Source organism: Pedobacter cryoconitis, assembly GCF_014200595.1.
Classification (GTDB): domain Bacteria; phylum Bacteroidota; class Bacteroidia; order Sphingobacteriales; family Sphingobacteriaceae; genus Pedobacter; species Pedobacter cryoconitis_C.
Genome location: NZ_JACHCG010000001.1, coordinates 1,372,558 through 1,390,996 on the forward strand (window position 1 = coordinate 1,372,558; position 18,439 = coordinate 1,390,996).

At 35.8% G+C, this 18,439-nt stretch carries 21 protein-coding genes; 12 read left to right on the forward strand and 9 right to left on the reverse strand.

Going from position 1 to position 18,439, the window contains the following annotated elements; translation table 11 throughout:
- Positions 1-222: 222 nt before the first annotated feature.
- The gene (locus HDE70_RS05600) at positions 223-696 is read right to left on the reverse strand and encodes a RidA family protein (RefSeq protein ID WP_260159949.1); all 474 of its coding nucleotides are present in this window, start codon (positions 694-696) and stop codon (positions 223-225) included.
- Positions 697-780: 84 nt separating this feature from the next.
- Entirely contained in the window at positions 781-1,242 is a 462-nt protein-coding gene (locus tag HDE70_RS05605; protein WP_260159950.1) for a fatty acid desaturase, read from the reverse strand.
- Between the two features lie 385 nt (positions 1,243-1,627).
- Here HDE70_RS05605 and HDE70_RS05610 point away from each other — a divergent pair, with 385 nt between their 5' ends.
- The gene (locus HDE70_RS05610) at positions 1,628-2,074 is read left to right on the forward strand and encodes an Hsp20/alpha crystallin family protein (RefSeq protein ID WP_183888589.1); all 447 of its coding nucleotides are present in this window, start codon (positions 1,628-1,630) and stop codon (positions 2,072-2,074) included.
- A gap of 76 nt (positions 2,075-2,150) precedes the next feature.
- A complete protein-coding gene (locus tag HDE70_RS05615; protein WP_183888591.1) occupies positions 2,151-2,438 on the forward strand; it encodes a hypothetical protein in 288 nt (95 codons plus the stop codon).
- Between the two features lie 6 nt (positions 2,439-2,444).
- On the opposite strand, the gene HDE70_RS05620 is transcribed toward HDE70_RS05615, so the two are convergent.
- The gene (locus HDE70_RS05620; RefSeq protein ID WP_183888594.1) at positions 2,445-3,437 is read right to left on the reverse strand and encodes a helix-turn-helix transcriptional regulator; all 993 of its coding nucleotides are present in this window, start codon (positions 3,435-3,437) and stop codon (positions 2,445-2,447) included.
- A 192-nt stretch (positions 3,438-3,629) separates the two neighbouring features.
- Between HDE70_RS05620 and HDE70_RS05625 the strand changes: the two genes are divergently transcribed.
- The gene (locus HDE70_RS05625) at positions 3,630-4,289 is read left to right on the forward strand and encodes a class I SAM-dependent methyltransferase (protein WP_183888596.1); all 660 of its coding nucleotides are present in this window, start codon (positions 3,630-3,632) and stop codon (positions 4,287-4,289) included.
- Positions 4,290-4,502: 213 nt separating this feature from the next.
- On the opposite strand, the gene ligD is transcribed toward HDE70_RS05625, so the two are convergent.
- The 4 genes from ligD to HDE70_RS05645 form a co-directional block, all read right to left on the reverse strand.
- Positions 4,503-7,238, reverse strand: a complete 2,736-nt coding sequence (gene ligD, locus HDE70_RS05630) for a DNA ligase D (RefSeq protein ID WP_183888598.1) — start codon at positions 7,236-7,238, stop codon at positions 4,503-4,505.
- A 94-nt stretch (positions 7,239-7,332) separates the two neighbouring features.
- Positions 7,333-8,109 carry an exodeoxyribonuclease III gene (gene xth / locus HDE70_RS05635; protein WP_183888600.1) on the reverse strand — a complete coding sequence of 259 codons (777 nt, stop codon included), beginning with the start codon at positions 8,107-8,109 and terminating at the stop codon, positions 7,333-7,335.
- Between the two features lie 217 nt (positions 8,110-8,326).
- Positions 8,327-8,506, reverse strand: coding sequence for a DUF3606 domain-containing protein (locus HDE70_RS05640; RefSeq protein ID WP_221302008.1), 180 nt, complete (start codon positions 8,504-8,506; stop codon positions 8,327-8,329).
- A 127-nt stretch (positions 8,507-8,633) separates the two neighbouring features.
- Positions 8,634-8,867 (reverse strand): hypothetical protein, encoded by a 234-nt coding sequence (locus tag HDE70_RS05645; RefSeq protein WP_183888602.1) that lies wholly within the window; start codon positions 8,865-8,867, stop codon positions 8,634-8,636.
- 291 nt (positions 8,868-9,158) lie between these two features.
- On the opposite strand from HDE70_RS05645, the gene HDE70_RS05650 reads away from it, so the two are divergent.
- Positions 9,159-9,695: a hypothetical protein gene (locus HDE70_RS05650; protein WP_183888604.1), complete on the forward strand. Its 537-nt coding sequence runs from the start codon at positions 9,159-9,161 to the stop codon at positions 9,693-9,695.
- Position 9,696: 1 nt separating this feature from the next.
- On the forward strand, positions 9,697-10,614 hold the full coding sequence (locus tag HDE70_RS05655; protein WP_183888606.1) for a hypothetical protein: 918 nt from the start codon (positions 9,697-9,699) through the stop codon (positions 10,612-10,614).
- A 26-nt stretch (positions 10,615-10,640) separates the two neighbouring features.
- On the opposite strand, the gene HDE70_RS05660 is transcribed toward HDE70_RS05655, so the two are convergent.
- Entirely contained in the window at positions 10,641-11,249 is a 609-nt protein-coding gene (locus tag HDE70_RS05660) for a hypothetical protein (protein WP_183888608.1), read from the reverse strand.
- Between the two features lie 304 nt (positions 11,250-11,553).
- Here HDE70_RS05660 and HDE70_RS05665 point away from each other — a divergent pair, with 304 nt between their 5' ends.
- The 3 genes from HDE70_RS05665 to HDE70_RS05675 all read left to right on the forward strand — a co-directional run bounded on the left by HDE70_RS05665 (position 11,554) and on the right by HDE70_RS05675 (position 12,994).
- Positions 11,554-11,832 (forward strand): hypothetical protein, encoded by a 279-nt coding sequence (locus tag HDE70_RS05665; RefSeq protein WP_183888610.1) that lies wholly within the window; start codon positions 11,554-11,556, stop codon positions 11,830-11,832.
- 228 nt (positions 11,833-12,060) lie between these two features.
- On the forward strand, positions 12,061-12,483 hold the full coding sequence (locus HDE70_RS05670) for a hypothetical protein (protein ID WP_183888612.1): 423 nt from the start codon (positions 12,061-12,063) through the stop codon (positions 12,481-12,483).
- 79 nt (positions 12,484-12,562) lie between these two features.
- Positions 12,563-12,994, forward strand: coding sequence for a hypothetical protein (locus tag HDE70_RS05675; protein ID WP_183888613.1), 432 nt, complete (start codon positions 12,563-12,565; stop codon positions 12,992-12,994).
- Positions 12,995-13,242: 248 nt separating this feature from the next.
- Here the strand turns inward: HDE70_RS05675 and HDE70_RS05680 are convergent, their stop codons facing one another.
- Positions 13,243-13,740: a hypothetical protein gene (locus tag HDE70_RS05680; RefSeq protein ID WP_183888615.1), complete on the reverse strand. Its 498-nt coding sequence runs from the start codon at positions 13,738-13,740 to the stop codon at positions 13,243-13,245.
- A 350-nt stretch (positions 13,741-14,090) separates the two neighbouring features.
- On the opposite strand from HDE70_RS05680, the gene HDE70_RS05685 reads away from it, so the two are divergent.
- The 4 genes from HDE70_RS05685 (at position 14,091) to HDE70_RS05700 (ending at position 18,439) form a co-directional block, all read left to right on the forward strand.
- On the forward strand, positions 14,091-14,882 hold the full coding sequence (locus HDE70_RS05685) for a hypothetical protein (RefSeq protein ID WP_183888617.1): 792 nt from the start codon (positions 14,091-14,093) through the stop codon (positions 14,880-14,882).
- Positions 14,883-15,462: 580 nt separating this feature from the next.
- Complete coding sequence (locus HDE70_RS05690; RefSeq protein WP_183888619.1) at positions 15,463-15,792, forward strand: nucleotide pyrophosphohydrolase; 330 nt, start codon at positions 15,463-15,465, stop codon at positions 15,790-15,792.
- Entirely contained in the window at positions 15,789-17,699 is a 1,911-nt protein-coding gene (locus tag HDE70_RS05695) for a DUF2075 domain-containing protein (RefSeq protein WP_183888621.1), read from the forward strand. The genes HDE70_RS05690 and HDE70_RS05695 overlap by 4 nt, the downstream gene beginning before the upstream one ends.
- Positions 17,700-17,704: 5 nt before the next feature.
- Complete coding sequence (locus tag HDE70_RS05700; RefSeq protein ID WP_183888623.1) at positions 17,705-18,439, forward strand: hypothetical protein; 735 nt, start codon at positions 17,705-17,707, stop codon at positions 18,437-18,439.

The window sequence follows — 18,439 nt, forward strand, 5'->3', positions numbered from 1 at the left end:
ACAAAGAGTCTTAGTAAATTGAAATGGAAAATATCACCAATTTTATTCGAAGATTAATCAAACTCGGGTTTAAATTAGATAAAATCATTATCATTCTGATCAAAACCAGCCATTTACAAGTGAAAATTTATTATATATTTTTATAATTCCCTGTGCAACGGTACTGCGAGCAAGTATTACAAAGGGCCATGCATAAACATGGCCTTTTGCTAAATTAAATGATTATTTAACTACAGTGGCTTCCAACTCCACCTTTAACGTTTCGTTCAAGGCAACTACCTGCATAAGAGTGAGTGTTTGTTTCATTCCGTGTTTTGCTGCGAAAGCCTGAAATAAGTCGAAACAGTTCTTGATAAACTCATCAGAGGATGTAGAGTAAACTGTAAGCCGAACTATATTTTTGGGGTCATAATCTGCCTCACTGATTACCTTTTCGAGGTTCTGTATTGCCAATCCAAGCTGAGTACGCATATCGGCATTGCTCGACTTACCATTGGCATGCACTGCAGCCTGACCTGATACATACAATGTCCCCTGTACATTTTTCACTTCAACAGCCTGTACATAACTGAGCTTGTCTTGCCATTGCCAAGGACTGGATTTTTTTTTTTCCATTTGTTTTTCCTTTTTATTTTGCGCCATAGCTGAAGCAAAAGTTAATAATGTTAATAATAAAATTTTACCAAACTTTTTCATGATCTGATGTTTTAAATCTATACATCAAAGTTCATCAAAAGGCATACTTACTTTTCGTGACAAATCTCACAATTATTTTAGGCGCTATGGTGTCCCGGCCTGTGCGTTGTATGGATCGCCAGGCTGATCTGATTTAGCGTGATGGACATGATGTGAAATCACATATATTTCTTCTGGGATTACATTTATTGTTAGATTTTGTGTAAAAAATCGCCAGAATGCATTTTTGAATTTATAGGCGCCATGGGTGCAATACCGATGGTGCCAAATGGTTCCGTGGGTTCCCATAATGATCATGCTGTAGACAAATGCAGCCAATATTGTCCACCAGCTGAGAAAATTGAACATGAATATCAAAAAAAATGGAATCAGACAGGCTACTTTTAGCCAGCTAAAAAAGGGAAGCCAGTTTTTTCGGTCTTTAAATACATTGAGCCGCGAAAAAAATTCGCGGAAGATTTCGATTGTAGTTGGCTTTATTAAGTTTCCCTGCGCATCCTGCCACCCATATGACGGGCGCTGCAATACATCATCTAAAAATGGCATAGCTTATAAAAATTGTGAGTTTAAAATAATCTTATGTATGTCAAATCGAGGCGCAATTATAGTAAACTTGTCAATGAAATAAAACTTTTTTTGACAAATATTAAGCTAATTATCCCTGATATTGTACCGTAGCCACATAAACTATCGTCTTTTTCAATGACCACTCGCGGAAGGTTGTGATTCTTCGCCGTTCTCTTTTTCGGGCTGGAATGAATTTTTGGCATTTAGACCTGAAATTTTTTCATTTTTTCTGCAAAATTTTCAGCTGATCCGGGGCGGAACGGCTTTGGCATTTAATTCGATATATCCAGTATGAACACGAAGTTCGGTATTTAATTAATTGTAAGTTTTAATCATTAAAAATTAAATTAAGGAGGACAGACCTATGACACTGGTTAAATTTAATCCAAATGGCAATGTGAAGAAAAATGGCCTGATGACTGGCTTTGATGGCGTTTTCGATTCTATTTTCAATGACACTTTCTTTTCTGATCGCATGACGGCGCGTGTGCCTGCTGTCAATATCAGTGAGAGTAAAGATCACTATCATGTGGAGCTTGCAGCTCCGGGTTTGAAAAAGGAGGATTTTAAGCTTTCTTTGGAAAGAAATGTGCTGAGCATTTCTGTGGAGCGGAGTTCGGAGAATGGTGCTCAGGAGCGCAATTATAACAAACGGGAGTTTAGTTATAGTTCATTTGTGCGTTCTTTCACGCTGCCCGATGCTGCCAATGAAAATGGAATTGAAGCGAAGTATATGGATGGGGTGTTGTGCATTGATATTGCTAAAAGGGAGGAGGCTAAAATCCAGAGCCGCCAGATTGAAATCAAGTAATGTTTTTTTGATTTATACCAATACCATGAGCTGCCTTCGGGCGGCTCTTTTATTTCATTTTGTTTATTGTAGTATTATGGAAACCAGCTATGAAATATCTCTGAACATGAAAACACTTAAAGGCATCGAAACTTATGGTTGTTTTCACCTTGGTCATGATGAGGCTTTTGCACGGAGGCTTTACGCTTCCCTGGTTGCGAGCGAGGAAGTCTCTGTAGATTCGGTGATTACTATAGATATGGTCAAGCGGGAGGGCGGTGTACCCTTCCCTCAGGGTCTGAGGCATTGTAGTTATGAACAGCTGGCTGTCAATATTCGTTTGATTACAAAGGAGCTCTTTAAACACTTGAACCTGGAGAATTAGGTTGAATTACACCCTTACTTTCCCCGGCGGGACAGCAAATTTCTTCCTGAATGCATTGCTGAAATGCTGAACGGAAGAATAACCCAATTGAAAAGCTACAGCCTTTATAGGTATGCCCTCTAGCAGAAGCTGCCTGGCGTAGTTGAGTTTGTGGTCACTTAAATAACCAAATATGCTTTTATCAAACAAGCACTTAAATCCTTTTTTTAACTTAAATTCATTAATACCGCATACCTTTGCCAGTTGTGCAATAGAGGGTGGTTGCTGGATGTTCTGAATCAGGTAATCTCTGGCATGATAAATACAATCTTTGTCATATGCAGATTGTATGGGCGAATTTTCATTTTTAAAAACATCACTTTCAAAAGCCTCGGCCTGAAGCACAAGCAATTCTGTACATTTTGACTCGATAAATAAGAGTCGTAGTCCTTCTGTATAAGTACAATTGAGGATTTCCTGCATACAATTTTGCATAGCCCAGGAGATCGGCAGGTTCTGTTCGGCCATTTGTGAATAACGTCCAGCATCTAAATGGTCAGCTAAAACCTGCAGCGCCGTAGTTGAGTTTTCGGCGAGTTGTAGAAATTTGTCCTTAGCAAAATGTACCTCAAAGAAGCGGTAATTACTGTCCGTATCATATTCACCTGTACCATCCAGTTCTGGCATATAAATGATGTTTTGCTGATTAGAACTAAAGATATATTGCTGCTTGTTTACTGCATTATATATAGTTCCATTGCCAGATAAAGTAAAGCGCAATTTAATCATATCCGGCAGATCGTTAGTTGGTCTGAAATAGATTTGACGCCGTTTGAATGAAATGTCGCCGTATACGATATAAAGATCCGGAGTATTGATTTGCCAGAGTTCAGCATCACTAAAAGAAAAATGGTATTTATCCCTGCTTTCTTTAACGAATTGGCCCTGATTAGCAAAAGGCTCAAAATTCCCACCTACCTTTTTCAAGGCCTCATAATCCTTACCAACATTAATTGCCATAAAGGCAATAATGATAAAAAAAATGGATGTTTTCTGTAAAGATTTTCAAAAATTACATTTTCTTGCAAAAGAAAATCCGTTTTGTGTAAATCTCCGGAATAGCTATTTCTCACTTTTGCGGATTAAAGAAGGTCAAGGGAAATTGAGACCATTGATAGAATTTATCTGGAAAGAGATTTTAGAAAGCAAAACATGGAAGAGCAGATATATTTTAAAGAAACAAGTACGCAGGCACGTCGTCCTGATGACATACTATACAAAAAAATAGAGCGTGAAGTTTCACCTCTTTACCGTACCATGATTTCCCAAACTGTGGATCAGCTGAGATTGGCCGACCATTCTTTGGTGTTAGAGATTGGCTTTAAAAGTAGAGAATACCTTCCATTTCTTTTTCAAAAAGTGATGGGGATTGGTTATTATGGAAACAATATTTCTGAGACAGTGGTACTCGGCGCCCTGTCCGCCCCCGCATTAAAAATAAATGGAGGTACTACCCAATTTAGTCTGGCAAAAGAAAACGGTACATTAGCTATTGGAAACGATTTCTTTGATGGTTGCTTTACGGTAAATACCATTTATTTCTGGAAAGACCCCGTAGCCCATTTAAAGGAAATATACCGTGTGTTACGACCTGGAAGAAAATTTAGCCTGGCCTTTATGGAAAAAAATATCGGAATAGATCTGCCCTGGACACACTCTGATTTTACTTTTTACAATACTAATGAAGTGAAAACATTTTTCAGCAAAGTAGGTTTCGTAGATGTTGAAGTAAAACAAATGACTGAAGAGATCACTGGTCAGAATGGCAAAGGGACCGTTAGGCCTTTTGTAAATGTAGTTGGAAGGAAGTAACCACAGGAGAGGGGAGAACTATTAGTATCCAGGTACATCAATGTCGTTTTATAGATAATGTTACCGCAGATGGGTACCACTCCGTCCAAAACCGTCATAAAGGGCACGTTTTCCTTCAAGCAAGTTTACCTCAATTGTAAAACTGCCTTTCTTCAATAAGATACACTCACCAAACATCTTTGTTTAATCTTAGTTGGTGCTTTCACTTTTATATCAACCGAATACGGATTTCGCCTTTGTCACTGCTTTGGCCAGATCTATTCCTTTACCTAATACACCTTTAAAAAGATCACCAGTTTCTTTAAGCCTGGAAACTGCATTGAAGATATTGAAATCTTTCATTTGCATTCCAGTTTTAACTTCGTCCCAATCCAGCGGCATAGAAACTGTTGCTCCAGGCTTTGGCCTCAATGAATATGGGCAGGCTATTGTAGCACCGGGTCTATTCTGCAAAAAATCGAGGTACATTTTTCCATGACGATTGGCTATCATCCGTTCAAGACTGGTGAATTCAGGAGCTTGTTGATGGATGAGTCCAACGATTAACTTTGCAAATAGTTGCGATTGATCATAAGTGTACTTTGCACCAAGAGGAATATAAATATGTATACCAGTAGAACCAGAAGTTTTTGGGTAACATGGTACATCTATCTGATCCAGGACTGTTTTAACCATTTTTGCGACTTGGATCACCTGATCGAAGGTATTTTTATCGGGATCCAGGTCGATCACGCAATAATCAGGATTGTCAGGGGATATGCTCCTTGAGAACCACGGATTCATTTCGATACAACCCAATGAAGCCATCCACAGTAATGCAGCCTCATCATTACCCAGTAGATACTCCTTGTGCTCACCGTCACTCGTGGTGTAAGGAAAAGTATCCGCCCAATCGGGCGCTTTGTCTTTCACATCTTTTTGATAAAAACTCTTGCTATGAATCCCCCCGGGATACCTGTTTAAGGACATTGGCCTATCTTTTAAATAAGGCATGATAAATTCAGCTACCTGGTAATAATAATTGAACATATCCCTTTTACTTACCTTATCCTCTGGCCAGTATAATTTACTTAAATGCGTAAACTTCAGTTCACGACCGCCGACTTTACGAACCTGAGTTTCATCTTTTGGATTGAGTAAAGTTTTGCGGCCACCATGCTTTGGAGGGGCAATCGCCCCGGCATGCCTGTCTGTACTCACTGGTCTTGTATCTGATTCTTCAGCAGATTTATGTTCGACTATTGCTATAGTTTCAATCTCAGTTTCCCGAATTACCTCTTTTGATTTTTTGTCAATCCTCATTCCCTGAAAAGACGGGTGGCGGAATACCCCATCGGTGGTCACTTCGGAGAAAGTTACTTCACAAACCAGCTCTGGCTTTAACCATGTAGCTTTAGCTTTAGGTGGATTTGGTCTGAACCTTGATGGCTTATTCACATCAGGGACTTCTGAGAATGGACTTTTATCGATGATCAATGGCCTGAACTGTGCTATCATATCTTTCTGGTCCTGATGATTAAAACCTGTTCCCACTTTACCAACATATTGAAGGTGTCCATTCTCGTATACCCCCAATAGTAGGGAGCTGAACTCTTTAGATGTGCCTTCATTTTTTGTGTAGCCAGCAATTACAACTTCCTGGCGCTTGTGAACTTTGATCTTTAGCCAGTCACTCGAACGGTTATTTTCTGTATAGGTGCTATTGGACTTTTTTGCGATGATGCCTTCTAAACCCATTTTCTCAGCTGCATGAAAAAACTCGGTTCCCTTAGCATTGAATACTTTGCTTAATCTCACCCGGTCATCATCCTGTGGCAATACCGCTGCCAGGATTTCCTGCCTTGATGATAGTGGAAGATCAGTGAGATCCTTACCATTATACCAAATTAAATCGAACACATAATAAACTAACTCGCCGTCTGCCTCGCTACGCCAGTTTTGTAATTTACCAAAGTTTGATACGCCTTTATCGTCCAACACTAAAATCTCGCCATCAACGACTATGTCTAATTTCCAGTTTTGCAGGATCTGGTAAATAGGATAAAATTTCTCATTGAATGGTTTATTATTTCGGGATAATATCTGAACATCCCCGTTTTTTAGTGAAAAACCTAACGCCCGGTAGCCATCCCATTTAACCTCGTAAATCCAATCCGGATCATCAAAAGGATCATCGACAAGTGTCGCCAACATTGGTTTCATTCCAATAGGAATTTTCGATTTTTTGCCGTTTTTGATTAATGCTGTAATTTCGCCTGAAAGCTTTTCAGGTTGATCAGCTACAGTATCATCTTCCAAAACTTTAGTTGTCTTTCTATTATTTTTATGAGTTTCCAGCTTTTCGGTCTGCCCATGCTGCCAGACCTGGTCACTGGTCTTTTCCATCTGCGCTATAGTCTTTTCAGAAAGTACAGATTTATCTTTTTTAGTGATGTCACTTGAGGCTGCATATTCATCCTTATGTTTAATAAGTAACCAGCCATTTTCACCCATTCCATGAGTTTTTACTAATGCGAATTCCCCCTTTAGCTTTTTACCATGCAGAATAATCTTCAGTGAGCCAGATTTTAATTGCGCTAACAAATGTTTTTCCTGTGCTTTTTTACCTCTAATCTTTTCGATTGGTTCGTATGTTCCTTCATCCCAGACAATTACCGTACCTCCACCATATTCACCCTTTGGAATAATCCCCTCGAAGTCTTTATAATCAAAAGGATGATCTTCCACCATCATGGCCAGCCGCTTGGTCTTAGGGTCCGTAGATGGTCCTTTAGGAACAGCCCAGCTTTTCAGTACTCCTTCCATTTCAAGACGAAAGTCATAATGGAGTCTTGAGGCATCATGCTTTTGAATTACAAATTGGAGTTTACCACTGGGCTTTGGTTTGCCAGATTTAGGTTCAGCGGTCTTGTTAAAATCACGTTTTTCGTTGTATTTTTTTAGACTCATACTCTTAAAGATTAGCAACTATTCTAACAGCTTTACAACTATAAAGTTTGGAAAATTCAGGTAAATCTTGAGCTATGAGGCTGATTTACATGGATTACGGTTCATCTAGCAATATCCAGACAGGTGCGTGATCGCTAGAATGTGGCCATCCACGGACTTCCTTATCGACACCTGCCGCCTTTAAACGTGAGGCAAGCGAATCGTTTAATAAGAAATGGTCTAAACGTAACCCAGCGTTCCTATCAAAGGCATGACGAAGGTAGTCCCAAAAGGTATAGACTCTTTGGCCGGGATATAATTTGCGGAGCGCGTCTACCCAGCCTGTTTTTTGTAGTGATGCGAACTGTTTGCGTACTTCTGGACGAAAAAGTGCATTTTCAACATATTTTTCGGGCTTGTAAGTATCCAGGTCAGTGGGAATAATATTATAATCGCCGATAAGGGCAACTGGTAAATCAAAACTTTGGAGCTTCTTTGCATGTTTTGAAAACCGTTTGATCCATTTGAGTTTATAGTCAAACTTCGGTCCAGGACAGGGATTCCCGTTAGGCAAATATAAACAGCCAATCACAACCCCATTAATGAAAGCTTCAATATAACGGCTATGTGAATCCTCGGGATCACCATCTAGTCCTCTGCGGGTTTCTTTAATTTCTCCATACCGGGAAAGGATCGCAACACCGTTCCAGCTTTTTTCGCCATGCCAAATCGAATGATAGCCAGCTTCAAGAAGTATTTGTTGTGGAAATTTTTCGTCTGGCGATTTCAGTTCTTGAAGGCAAACTACATCGGGTGAAGCAATTTTCAACCACTGCAATAAAACAGGCAAGCGTCCATTGATGCCATTAATATTATAGGTTGCAATTTTCATAGATCTAACTTAATCTGGATAAGTGTATAAATCACTCGTTTGAATCTGATTGTCCGAGTCAATCCATATATCAAAGCAATGATCAAAAGTTGACTGCACCGAACGAAAATTTGCGTGCATGGTTAGGAAAAACCAATTAGACGCTAATTCATTTTTCGTATCATCGTCCAATAAATTAGCGTCTATATTCACAATATTAATTATTGACTGAGGTCGTTTACTTTACGTTTTTCAGGTGTTTCTCCACTGCATCTGCTGATGTCCCAGCTGCTTTAACGGCTTTCTTCAATTCGTCTGGCGTGACATTAAATTTCTTAGACCAATATTCTAGTTCATAACTTTCGTTCACATTGATTCTATCCCTGTCAGGACTTCCTGTTTTCTGTTTGTTATCCATAATTAGAAGTTTTTCATCCTATAACATCTTTGTATTAAAGTTGTTTTCTCAAAAGAACCAAGGCTATCAGATCAAGCCTTAAACAATCTAACCGTCTTCTAATCACTATTTTTTTGCAGAACATGCTCTATTTGAAGTTCAGTTCTCCATAAAAGGTCTCTTTAACATCTTCTCGCAATTGAGTCTTTTTATTTTGCGAAGAGTAAGGCGGATTTTTTTCATCTGCAAGCGATAAGGTTAGTACTGGCAAGTCATCATCTGCTCTTTGAACCAATTTACCTAATATCTTTGTTAGATCTGCACATTTACTCACGATCACATGTACAACTTGTCCCTCGCGCTGTAATCGGCCTTCAATCATCAGTATTTATCCTAAATCCTGTCCAGGAGAAAAAAGAAGTAAAATTGTCAAGTCATGGGATATTTCAACCTCTTGTCAAACATTTAATCCTGATGATGGTGGCGGTGGTAGCTTTGGAGGAGGAGGAGGTGCTGAAGTCCTGGTACTACTCCGGCTCCTTATCAAGAGAAAAAGGATATAATTGATTCTCTAACAAATTACCCTTGTGCTCAGGACTTGCTTCGACAATTACCGCTATTAAAAAATGATATTGCTACACTTATCAATAGTACTTTTAATGGTAATTGTGATATGAATATAACATTTGTTCCAGCTGTATTTCCGGTTTCTCCTAATGGAGGTTATACTGATGGAGATCAAACTGTAACTGATCTTACTCTCAAAAATGGATATAATTATGATGCTGGATTCTCTATGTCATCTAAAATCCGGATTAATCAAGATGTATTATCTCATGCGACAAAAGAATATATTTTGATCACAATGTATCATGAAGCATTACATGCTTACTTAAGTGTTGAAAAATCCAGATTAGGCAGTAATTTTGCAACAAAATATCCAGATGTAAATCTTGAATTTGTAAATATTAATGGGACCAAATTTGATTTCACTAAAAATATCTTTGTAAGTTCACATTCACAGATGGGTTTAAATTTTTACAATCAATTAGCAAATACCATAAAACTATACAATCCTAATTTACCAGAGTCAACTGTTCAGGCTATGGCCGCAGCGGGAATCTTTACAACAAGTAATGACCAGAAATTACTTAATGAAAATGAAAGAGATATAAGAAATAATAAACAATTGGGATCTAAATGTCCATAATATGAAATTTAAAATAATAGCAATACTAATATTTTTTTCGACTAGCTTAGTAAAAGCCAATCAAAGAGATTCCAGTGACCTCTTTAAACGTGAACAACAAAAAATAAAATATTTTATTATCGATTCGAAAAGCCCGGATTACAAAATAAATTTAGTTGAGCTCAATGCAAAAAAACTATATGGCATTGATAAGAACATTGAGCTCTATAATGTTTTAATTGATAAAAATCTACTCGTCCTATTTTCGGTTTTACCTGTAAAAGAAAAAGATTTATGGTCAGAAATTAGTTTAGATCAATTAAATAATGTGGTTGGAGCTGAGGATTTAAAAAAAATACTTGATCAGGGTTTTCAGGCTTATCAAAAATCCGAATTACAAAACTCTGACGGTTTGAAGAGAAATGACATTAAGGTAGTTATAAATAGAAATGGAAAATATTTTATTTCTAATTATTGTTTAACTGAATTCTTTAAAATAGTAACACAAGAACTCATATTCCCAAATGAAATGGGAAATGTATTTATTAATATAAAGTCTCCAATGTTCTCTGTATCGGAATATGAGACAAAGTTTAAACATATTAATAACGAATATTCTCCAAATGCGCTTATTTCTGCAAACGCTACTGGCAGCTCCGGTTTAAGACAGCCACTTGAAAGACCATTAAACTTCTTATCAGCAAAAATTGCTGTTGGGAACTATACTGCTTATAAGTTTTGGCAATTTTCAGACTGGAGAGTTGCAGATGGTACAAACTCAAGAAGGGGTATAGATAGATTCTTATATATTCCTGAAATTGGAATAGTTGGTGGCTCATTTGATTTCTGGTTCAATGCATTAGGTATTTCCAGTAAGGAAATCATGAAAAATTATCTGTCCGAAGATGTAATTCTTCCTGTTTCAATTAACAATCATTAGGCACAAGCTGTAATTAAATTAATCTTTTATTGAATGTTTACAATTTTAATAAAATATGGAGTTAAAAATACCTTATTAGGGTCAAAATCTTGTTCTGCTCTATAGTTCTCAGATTTATATATTCTTTCATAAAGTGAGATATTGGCCTCTTTTCGGTTATCATATTTTATTGTTGAATATATTGCAAAAGCTGCGTTAACAGCTGCATTCATCTCAATCAAATCACTTCCGTCATTTTTTACATATCTTTTTTTAGCGGTAGCTGAGATATTAGAAATTAATATTGGAATAATTAGTGATGCTTTTTTTCTGGTGCCAATCACCGATTTATAGTCAATAGTGTATAGTTTTTTATAAGATGGAAACAGTTTATATGCTAAGCTATCGTTCACACTAACTCCAGCTATCTCAATTTTTCCGTCATTTTTTTTAATGAGATCAACTCTGAAATTAATTGCATATAACGCAATACTATCTTGTAGTTCATCATGCTTAAATCCACTGTTAACAAATGAATCAATTGATTTTATGAACGGCGCTTTTGTACTTTTTCTTGAGGCTTGGGCATTAGCCACTGTAGAAATAGCAATTAAAATACAACAGCTGGTAATAATTTTTTTGGTAAACTTTTTCATAGAGATTGGTTTATATAAATAAAGAAATATTTTTTTTCGCAATTTTTTGTTATCATAAAATTGCTTTTTGCCAAATACGCGCATTTTGAGCTATTACTGCGTCTGCTAGCCCACGAATATATTTATCATATCCCATTAGCAAGTAGGCTTGATCTTGAACAGCCACGAGTCTTCCTCCGTTAACATTAAGCAGGCAAAGACTAAAACCGATTCTGTTTCCTTATAGTTTTTAAATCATGTAAAATCATCATTAAATTATATTATTGCAATAATTTATTACATTAACTAATATAAACGAAAAATAATGTTACAGTCTGAAAATAAACAGGTAAAATATAAGCCTAATAAGATATTAGATCCTATTTTTATTATATGGTTTATTGCTATAGTGATTAGCGCAGCTTATAATAAACATTTAGGTGTGTGGTTAGCGGCAATTTTTATACCTGTAGTCTTTGGTGTTGCAATTTATCGTGCCAATAAGTTGAAAAAAAATAAAGATGTCCTTCTATATACAGTTTTCATGATAGGAACTTTGATTTTACTATTTACACTTATTCTGACTAAAAGTATTAAACTATGAGAACCTGGCATATTAAATCACATAATATTATGCTTTCGGCAAATGGGGCCAATACAAATTCTCTACAGTTCAACGGTATATAGATTAAGTTTATAGAAGAGGGGCGAACTATTAGTATCCAGGTACATCAGTGTCGTTTCATAGATACTGTTACCGCAGATGGACAACCAGGTAGAACGAGGGCAGGTGAGATAATTAGGACAGTTATATCACACAAATATTAAAAACATGAAAAAATTACTTATTGCTCTGACAATACTATCTACATCTTACGTTGTAAATGCACAGACATCAAATAGAAAGGCATCAGTTATACTAATTGTTAAATTGCATTCTGGGAAAGACAAAATTACTAAAAATTTATTCGTAAATTCTAATGACATAGAATCAATGGTATTTGTTCCGGCACCTGAAATCAAAAAATATTCGCCAGATGCGAATGTAGCCTTAATTATGACTCCCAAAAGTTACGTTACCTTATTGACATTATCTGAATTTTATAATGTTCGCAACATTGAAAAAAAGTATAGGAATAGAATTAACGTCGATGGAACGGCAATAGCTGATACAACAAATTTTTTGATATATGATCAGGGTGTTAAGTCAGTTGTTAAAAAAGATGATGGAGTTGAAATACTTTTAAAACATTAAATTCAAGGGCATGTAAAATAAACTGTCAAGGCGGTGATTCATTAGAGTTACCGCCTCGCTCGTTTCAATTCAAAAAAACATGAAAACATTAATTATTGCTCTATTCTTACTATCAACATTTTTCGTCGGAAGAGCACAAACGACAAACAGAGTACCGGAAAAAGCAAACGCTGTGATGATTATTAAGTTGCCGTCTGGAAAAGATATTGTTACAAAAAATATCTTTATGAGTACCACTGATATACAATCGCTAAAAGCAATACCATCGCCTAAAGTCAAACAGTATGCAAAAGACGCAAATGTTGCTTTTTTTTTAATTCCTAAAAGCAATATAACGCTACTAACATTACCAGAATTCTACAACATTCGCAACATTGAAAAAAAATACCAAAATAAGATAAGCATTAACGGAGAACCACTAACAGATACAACGAACTTTCTAATAAATGATCCAGTTGTCAAATCTATTGTAAAAAAAGATGATGGTATTGATTTAACGATAAAATATTAAATTCAAAAATCATCTTCTAAATAAGTTAAAGGGATTTGAGATGAAACTTAGATCCCTTTTTCTGTTAAAGATTCGTAATAAAGTAACATACCTCATTAAAAAACCTAATTGTTCATTTATGATCCATCGTTTAAAAACAATAATTTAATGCCTAAATTGTAACCCTCCTGTAACCCTCCCAAAATATCGGACTGTATAAAATTCGAAAATTCGTAACTTTGACCTCCTATGTGATTAGAATCTATGTTTTACCAGAAATAGCCTCCAGAACCATTTGAATCTGTTAAATTTAATCCCACTGAAGTTTTTAGATAATTGAGTAATTTGTTGAATTGTCCAAGTCTTAAGTTGACTTTTAGTATTAAAATATTAGTGCTAAAGTCAGGTCCTTCGCTTAAAACAATCGTGTCATAAGGGTATCTTAGTAAATTCATAAACCCTTTCTTTCTTTCAGAGATAAGATTATAAAATCCTCTTCCGTAATCAAAATATTTAAAGCTTTTTAAATCAATATGTACATTCTTATTCCAGGGCATTAGATATCTAATATGAAGTGTGCTGCCATAAATATCAAGCTTGCAGCTATATCTTGATAGGAAGAAATAAAAGGCAATCACTATAAGAACGAGATAAAATATGAATCCTAGTGTATGCTCCTGAATAGATCCAAGATTTGAGAAAACATATGCTATTATAAATACTACAATTAAATAAATTGTGATGGAATACGAAAGTTTTAACTTCATTATCGATAAGATTACTCCATTAACGGATTTTTATATGTTTTGTAATTGAATGATGTATTTATTGTGTTTAAGTTCAATCAAGGCGTATTCACAGATGGTAGTTTTTGGATTTTCTCTGACCGTCAGCGGAACAGAACTTCTTAGTTTTTCTGATTGTGCTTAGTACGTATTTGGCATGCCTTCATTTAATGTTGTTTTTCCAGGTTTTGTGAAATAGAGCACTTTAATATAGTCTTCTTGAATAAAATTAATTATCTGGTCTTTGATTCATACAAATAGTCTGAATTATTTTAATAAAAACAACATTTTGTTAAATTATTTAGTAATTTGTAGATGATTAATACTTAATTATGCTTTTAGAGCAATTTAGACTTAGTTTCTCATCTTATCAAAATAAAACTCTATCTGGAGGGATTATTGGTAAGCATTTAAGAATAATTGATAATGGTTCCGGTCAGCTCACGCTTACAGGTGATATATCTATTACACTAAAAGTTTTGGACCTTACCTCGGTTGGAGCACCGCGGATACAAAGCTTAATGCGGTTATCTGAGCAAGCAATTATGAGCAAACTAAGAGGGGGGGCGTATGGTGATCAGGCAATTTTTTATGAATTTAATTCTACGAAAAATGCCTTTACAAATAAGCAACATACGTATAGCCTAAGATATAATTTTAATTATACTGCCAGCCTTGTTCAGGTAAATAGTCTAAGCCAAATTGCTGGCAATGATTTTGTTTTGGCTTTAGTTGACGAGATTGGATATCGCTTTACTGATATTTATGGGCGAAAGCATGCTTCTGGTGGGTTGACTCATAAGACTGGCGGCCCTGCAACTGTAATTTATAGTGAATGGGATAAGAACTATCTAATAGGCGTACATGAATTTTTTCATACTTTAGGTCTTCCTGATTTAGAAGATAACGGCCTTGAAAATAGGCTCATGTATCATCTTGGTAAAGTGGGGAGTAATGTCACAAATAATGAAAGGGCAATAATGAACAAGTTTATTATGTATGATCTAAGAGATATGACAAAAGGATCTTATTCAAATCCGGGAAATAATATGGTTAATCAATTGAGAACCTTTTTAAACGATAAATCCAATGGTTTCAAATATAATAAGGCTAAGTTTAGGTAGTTTCATAATTTGTTTGTTTTTGTCTTCTTGTAACAGTCAGGGATCAAAGCATATTAAGGATGTCACGTATACTAAAAATGATACCTGTAGATTAGATTTGTCAAGAGGTGAAGCTGTTATATTAAAGCTTGGTGAGTGTCGTTACTGCCATTTGATTAATGATGTCCCAAGATTTAAAAAGAATATCCCGATTTTTAAAGAACTGGCCGCTTTCGATAGCTTAAAGTTAAGTAATTTCATATTTGTAGGTAAACATAATGGGATGTACAAAAAGGTGTTTCCGCAGGTTCTTAAAAGGATTGATAGTTTAGATGATTGCCAGAAGCGAAACTTAATTCATTTTATTAAGGATGCCGGTCGAAATCAACTAGTGCACTGATGTTATATTAAAGCAATAAGAGGCAGTATCCATAAAACTTTGTAAATGAAACTAGGGGTTCGTGTATTAGGTCTCCACTCTTAATCAAAAATAGCAAAGAACTGGTGTTCATAATTAAATTTGAAGAAAATATCATGGATTCCTCCAAAGCTTCTAATTACTCACAAACTTTCCTTATTTTTCAAAATATTTTAATAAGGAATGAAAAACTGGGAAGATTTAAAGAATATTTTGGTGGAATTCAGGAATGAGAGGGATTGGGAGCAGTTTCATAATCCTAAAGATTTAGCTTTAGCACTATCTATAGAAGTGTCTGAGTTAAATGAACTTTTTCTATGGAAGAAATCGGAAGAAGCGGATGTAGAGAAAATCAAAGATGAATTAGCTGATGTATTTGCGTATGCGATATTGCTTGCTGAAAAGTACAATCTGGATATTAACGAAATCGTTTCCAACAAAGTTCTAAAAAACGCAGAGAAATATCCTGTAGCTAAAGCTAAAGGAACATCTAAAAAATATAACGAACTATGAGGTTATACGCTGGTTCGTCAACAAACTTCATAGCACTTAATGTAAATAATCAAATTGCAGGTTTATTGGAGACTGAATTCTTAAAGCAATTTGGCTACAAAGCACAAATTAATGAGGTCATGTCGTGGAGGAATTCTCTTTTTCGCCTGTCTGATATATTAGAGCGTGCAAATCTTACTGATCAGGGTATAATGGTCGAATACAAGCTCCCTTTAAGTGGAAAGCGTATTGATGTGATCATTTGTGGTAAAGACAAAGATCAAAAACGGAATGCTGTAATTATCGAACTCAAACAATGGGAGAAATGCGCATTAACAGATTACGATAGTGATTACGTCGTAACTTGGGTAGGAGGAGGTAATAGATCTGTATTACATCCAAGCGTACAGGTAGGTAATTATATGTATTACCTACAGGATAATAGTACGGTGTTCTATGACGGTGACCATCCAGTAGGACTTTCAGCCTGTAGTTATCTCCATAATTATACGATTGGCAATGAAGATGTACTTACTGATATACGTTTTCAAAAAAGTATTACTCGTTTTCCAATTTATTCATCAGAAGATAGATTGGCATTGACTTCGTTCATTACTGATAAGGTAGATCAAGGCGATGGAATGGATATCCTGGCCGAGATAGAGCAGAGTCGTATGCGCCCCTCTAAAAAATTGTTGAAGCAAGTATCTACTGTCATTAAGAAAAAGCTTAAAGGTGAATTAAAAATATTTGGGGCAGTTAAAACTAAAGGTGACTACATACTTCTTGATGAGCAGTTGATTGTTTACGATACTGTAATGAGTATTGTACGCAAAGGTTTAGAGCATAAACAAAAACATGCAATTATTGTAAAGGGAGGTGGAGGTACTGGAAAGTCTGTTATTGGCTTACAGTTGTTAGCTGATCTTGCAGCATTAAACTTCAATACTCAATATGCAACAGGTTCTAAGGCTTTTACAGAGACTTTGCGTAAAATACTTGGTGATAACTCAAAGAGCTTACTAAAGTACTTTATGTCTTATGGTGAGGCCAAACCTAATGAAATTGATGTATTGTTGATGGATGAGGCACATCGGATCAGAGAGAAAACAGGTTATCCATTTAAGTCTACGGGCAGACCACAGGTTCAAGATCTATTGAATGCGGCCAAAGTATCAGTGTTCTTTATAGATGATTATCAGGCGGTACGTAAAGGTGAGATAGGATCTTCTGCTTTTATAAAAGAACAAGCGGAGCTGGCTGGTTGTAAAGTTTATGAATACGATCTGGAAGCACAGTTTCGTAATGGGGGTTCTGAACGGTATAGTGATTGGATTGATCATACTTTGCATATCCGAAAAACTGCCACTACAGAATGGATTAATGAATCGGACTTTGAATTTACTATTATGGATTCTCCTGAAGCTTTAGAGGCAGCTATAAGAGCTAGAGCTGAAGAAGGTTATACGGCAAGAGTAATGGCTGGTTTTTGTTGGCCATGGTCAAAACGACTTGATGAGAATAATGATTTAATTAATGATGTCGAGATAGGGGAATATAAACGGCCATGGAATGCTCAGGAAGGTTTGACAGGGATGCGTAAGGGAATTCCTAAATCACAGTTCTGGGCTTATGACGCTGGAGGCATTGATCAGGTTGGATGTGTTTATACTGCTCAGGGCTTTGAATTCGATTATGCGGGGATAATCTTTGGGAAAGATCTAAAGTATAATCCAGATACCGCTGAATGGGAGGGAGTTCCGGGGAATAGCTATGATGGCCAGGTTAAGAGTAGTCAGGATTTCCTTCAGCTAGTTAAGAATACTTACCGGGTTCTTTTAGGGCGTGGAATGAAGGCTTGTTATGTTTGTTTTATGGATAAGGATACTGAGAGGTATTTTAGGAGTAGAGTAAGGAAGAATAATTAAATATTATGGAATTAATAGAAGAACTCTTAAATAATACCTTTTACCACAGAGTAACAAAAAAATATTCTTCAAGTGCTAGAAGAATGTCCAATATACTTCTTCCTCTGACGTTATTTTGTTTTGCTATGTTTATTGCTCTAATCGCTTTGAATAATCAATTTTTAGCAGGTGGTATCTTTTTTCTTGCATTTTTAGTTTTTCTACTACTTTTAACGTTTCTCCATGATAAGGAAAAGATTAGAATTATTGAAGGTAGCCCTGATATAGCTTCAATAATAATAAAAAAGGCGAAGTGGTATTCCTTTGAAACCTATGATATAGCGAAATTTAACAAGATAATGAAGGGACTAACTTCAAATTGCCTTCGAGATGGGAATGGGACAATTGTTATGAGTTTGGTAGAAATGTTAATTGTTGAACTAAAAGAGACTAATGAGAGGTTTGTGAAAAAATACGTAGCGTTTGGAGTTATTTTGGCTTTTTTAGTGAATCCTATGTATGGTATTTACTCTCAAAAATATGTGAATTTGGCTTTTTCTTTTCCACCAGTTCTTGGCATGGTTATGCACGTATTTGGAATATTCTTTGTCCTTTATATTACCTATTTCCTAGTCAATACTAAAGAAGTTTATTTGGGATTTACTAAAGACTACTATTCAAGGTTAAGATTAATAGAACAACTTTATAATATAAAAGCAGATAACCTTCTTAATTCAAAAAGAACACCTGCAAATACTTAG

Excerpts from the sequence above, each read along its gene's own strand:
- HDE70_RS05615 (WP_183888591.1), top strand. The coding sequence starts at position 2,151 with ATGGAAACCAGCTATGAAATATCTCTGAACATGAAAACACTTAAAGGC.
- HDE70_RS05670 (WP_183888612.1), top strand. The coding sequence starts at position 12,061 with ATGAAAAAATTACTTATTGCTCTGACAATACTATCTACATCTTACGTT.
- HDE70_RS05645 (WP_183888602.1), bottom strand. The coding sequence starts at position 8,867 with ATGATTGAAGGCCGATTACAGCGCGAGGGACAAGTTGTACATGTGATC.
- HDE70_RS05700 (WP_183888623.1), top strand. The coding sequence starts at position 17,705 with ATGGAATTAATAGAAGAACTCTTAAATAATACCTTTTACCACAGAGTA.
- HDE70_RS05665 (WP_183888610.1), top strand. The coding sequence starts at position 11,554 with ATGTTACAGTCTGAAAATAAACAGGTAAAATATAAGCCTAATAAGATA.
- HDE70_RS05605 (WP_260159950.1), bottom strand. The coding sequence starts at position 1,242 with ATGCCATTTTTAGATGATGTATTGCAGCGCCCGTCATATGGGTGGCAG.
- HDE70_RS05625 (WP_183888596.1), top strand. The coding sequence starts at position 3,630 with ATGGAAGAGCAGATATATTTTAAAGAAACAAGTACGCAGGCACGTCGT.
- HDE70_RS05655 (WP_183888606.1), top strand. The coding sequence starts at position 9,697 with ATGAAATTTAAAATAATAGCAATACTAATATTTTTTTCGACTAGCTTA.
- HDE70_RS05600 (WP_260159949.1), bottom strand. The coding sequence starts at position 696 with ATGAAAAAGTTTGGTAAAATTTTATTATTAACATTATTAACTTTTGCT.
- HDE70_RS05690 (WP_183888619.1), top strand. The coding sequence starts at position 15,463 with ATGAAAAACTGGGAAGATTTAAAGAATATTTTGGTGGAATTCAGGAAT.
- HDE70_RS05660 (WP_183888608.1), bottom strand. The coding sequence starts at position 11,249 with ATGAAAAAGTTTACCAAAAAAATTATTACCAGCTGTTGTATTTTAATT.
- HDE70_RS05685 (WP_183888617.1), top strand. The coding sequence starts at position 14,091 with ATGCTTTTAGAGCAATTTAGACTTAGTTTCTCATCTTATCAAAATAAA.
- HDE70_RS05675 (WP_183888613.1), top strand. The coding sequence starts at position 12,563 with ATGAAAACATTAATTATTGCTCTATTCTTACTATCAACATTTTTCGTC.
- xth (WP_183888600.1), bottom strand. The coding sequence starts at position 8,109 with ATGAAAATTGCAACCTATAATATTAATGGCATCAATGGACGCTTGCCT.
- HDE70_RS05620 (WP_183888594.1), bottom strand. The coding sequence starts at position 3,437 with ATGGCAATTAATGTTGGTAAGGATTATGAGGCCTTGAAAAAGGTAGGT.
- HDE70_RS05680 (WP_183888615.1), bottom strand. The coding sequence starts at position 13,740 with ATGAAGTTAAAACTTTCGTATTCCATCACAATTTATTTAATTGTAGTA.
- ligD (WP_183888598.1), bottom strand. The coding sequence starts at position 7,238 with ATGAGTCTAAAAAAATACAACGAAAAACGTGATTTTAACAAGACCGCT.
- HDE70_RS05650 (WP_183888604.1), top strand. The coding sequence starts at position 9,159 with ATGAATATAACATTTGTTCCAGCTGTATTTCCGGTTTCTCCTAATGGA.
- HDE70_RS05640 (WP_221302008.1), bottom strand. The coding sequence starts at position 8,506 with ATGGATAACAAACAGAAAACAGGAAGTCCTGACAGGGATAGAATCAAT.
- HDE70_RS05695 (WP_183888621.1), top strand. The coding sequence starts at position 15,789 with ATGAGGTTATACGCTGGTTCGTCAACAAACTTCATAGCACTTAATGTA.
- HDE70_RS05610 (WP_183888589.1), top strand. The coding sequence starts at position 1,628 with ATGACACTGGTTAAATTTAATCCAAATGGCAATGTGAAGAAAAATGGC.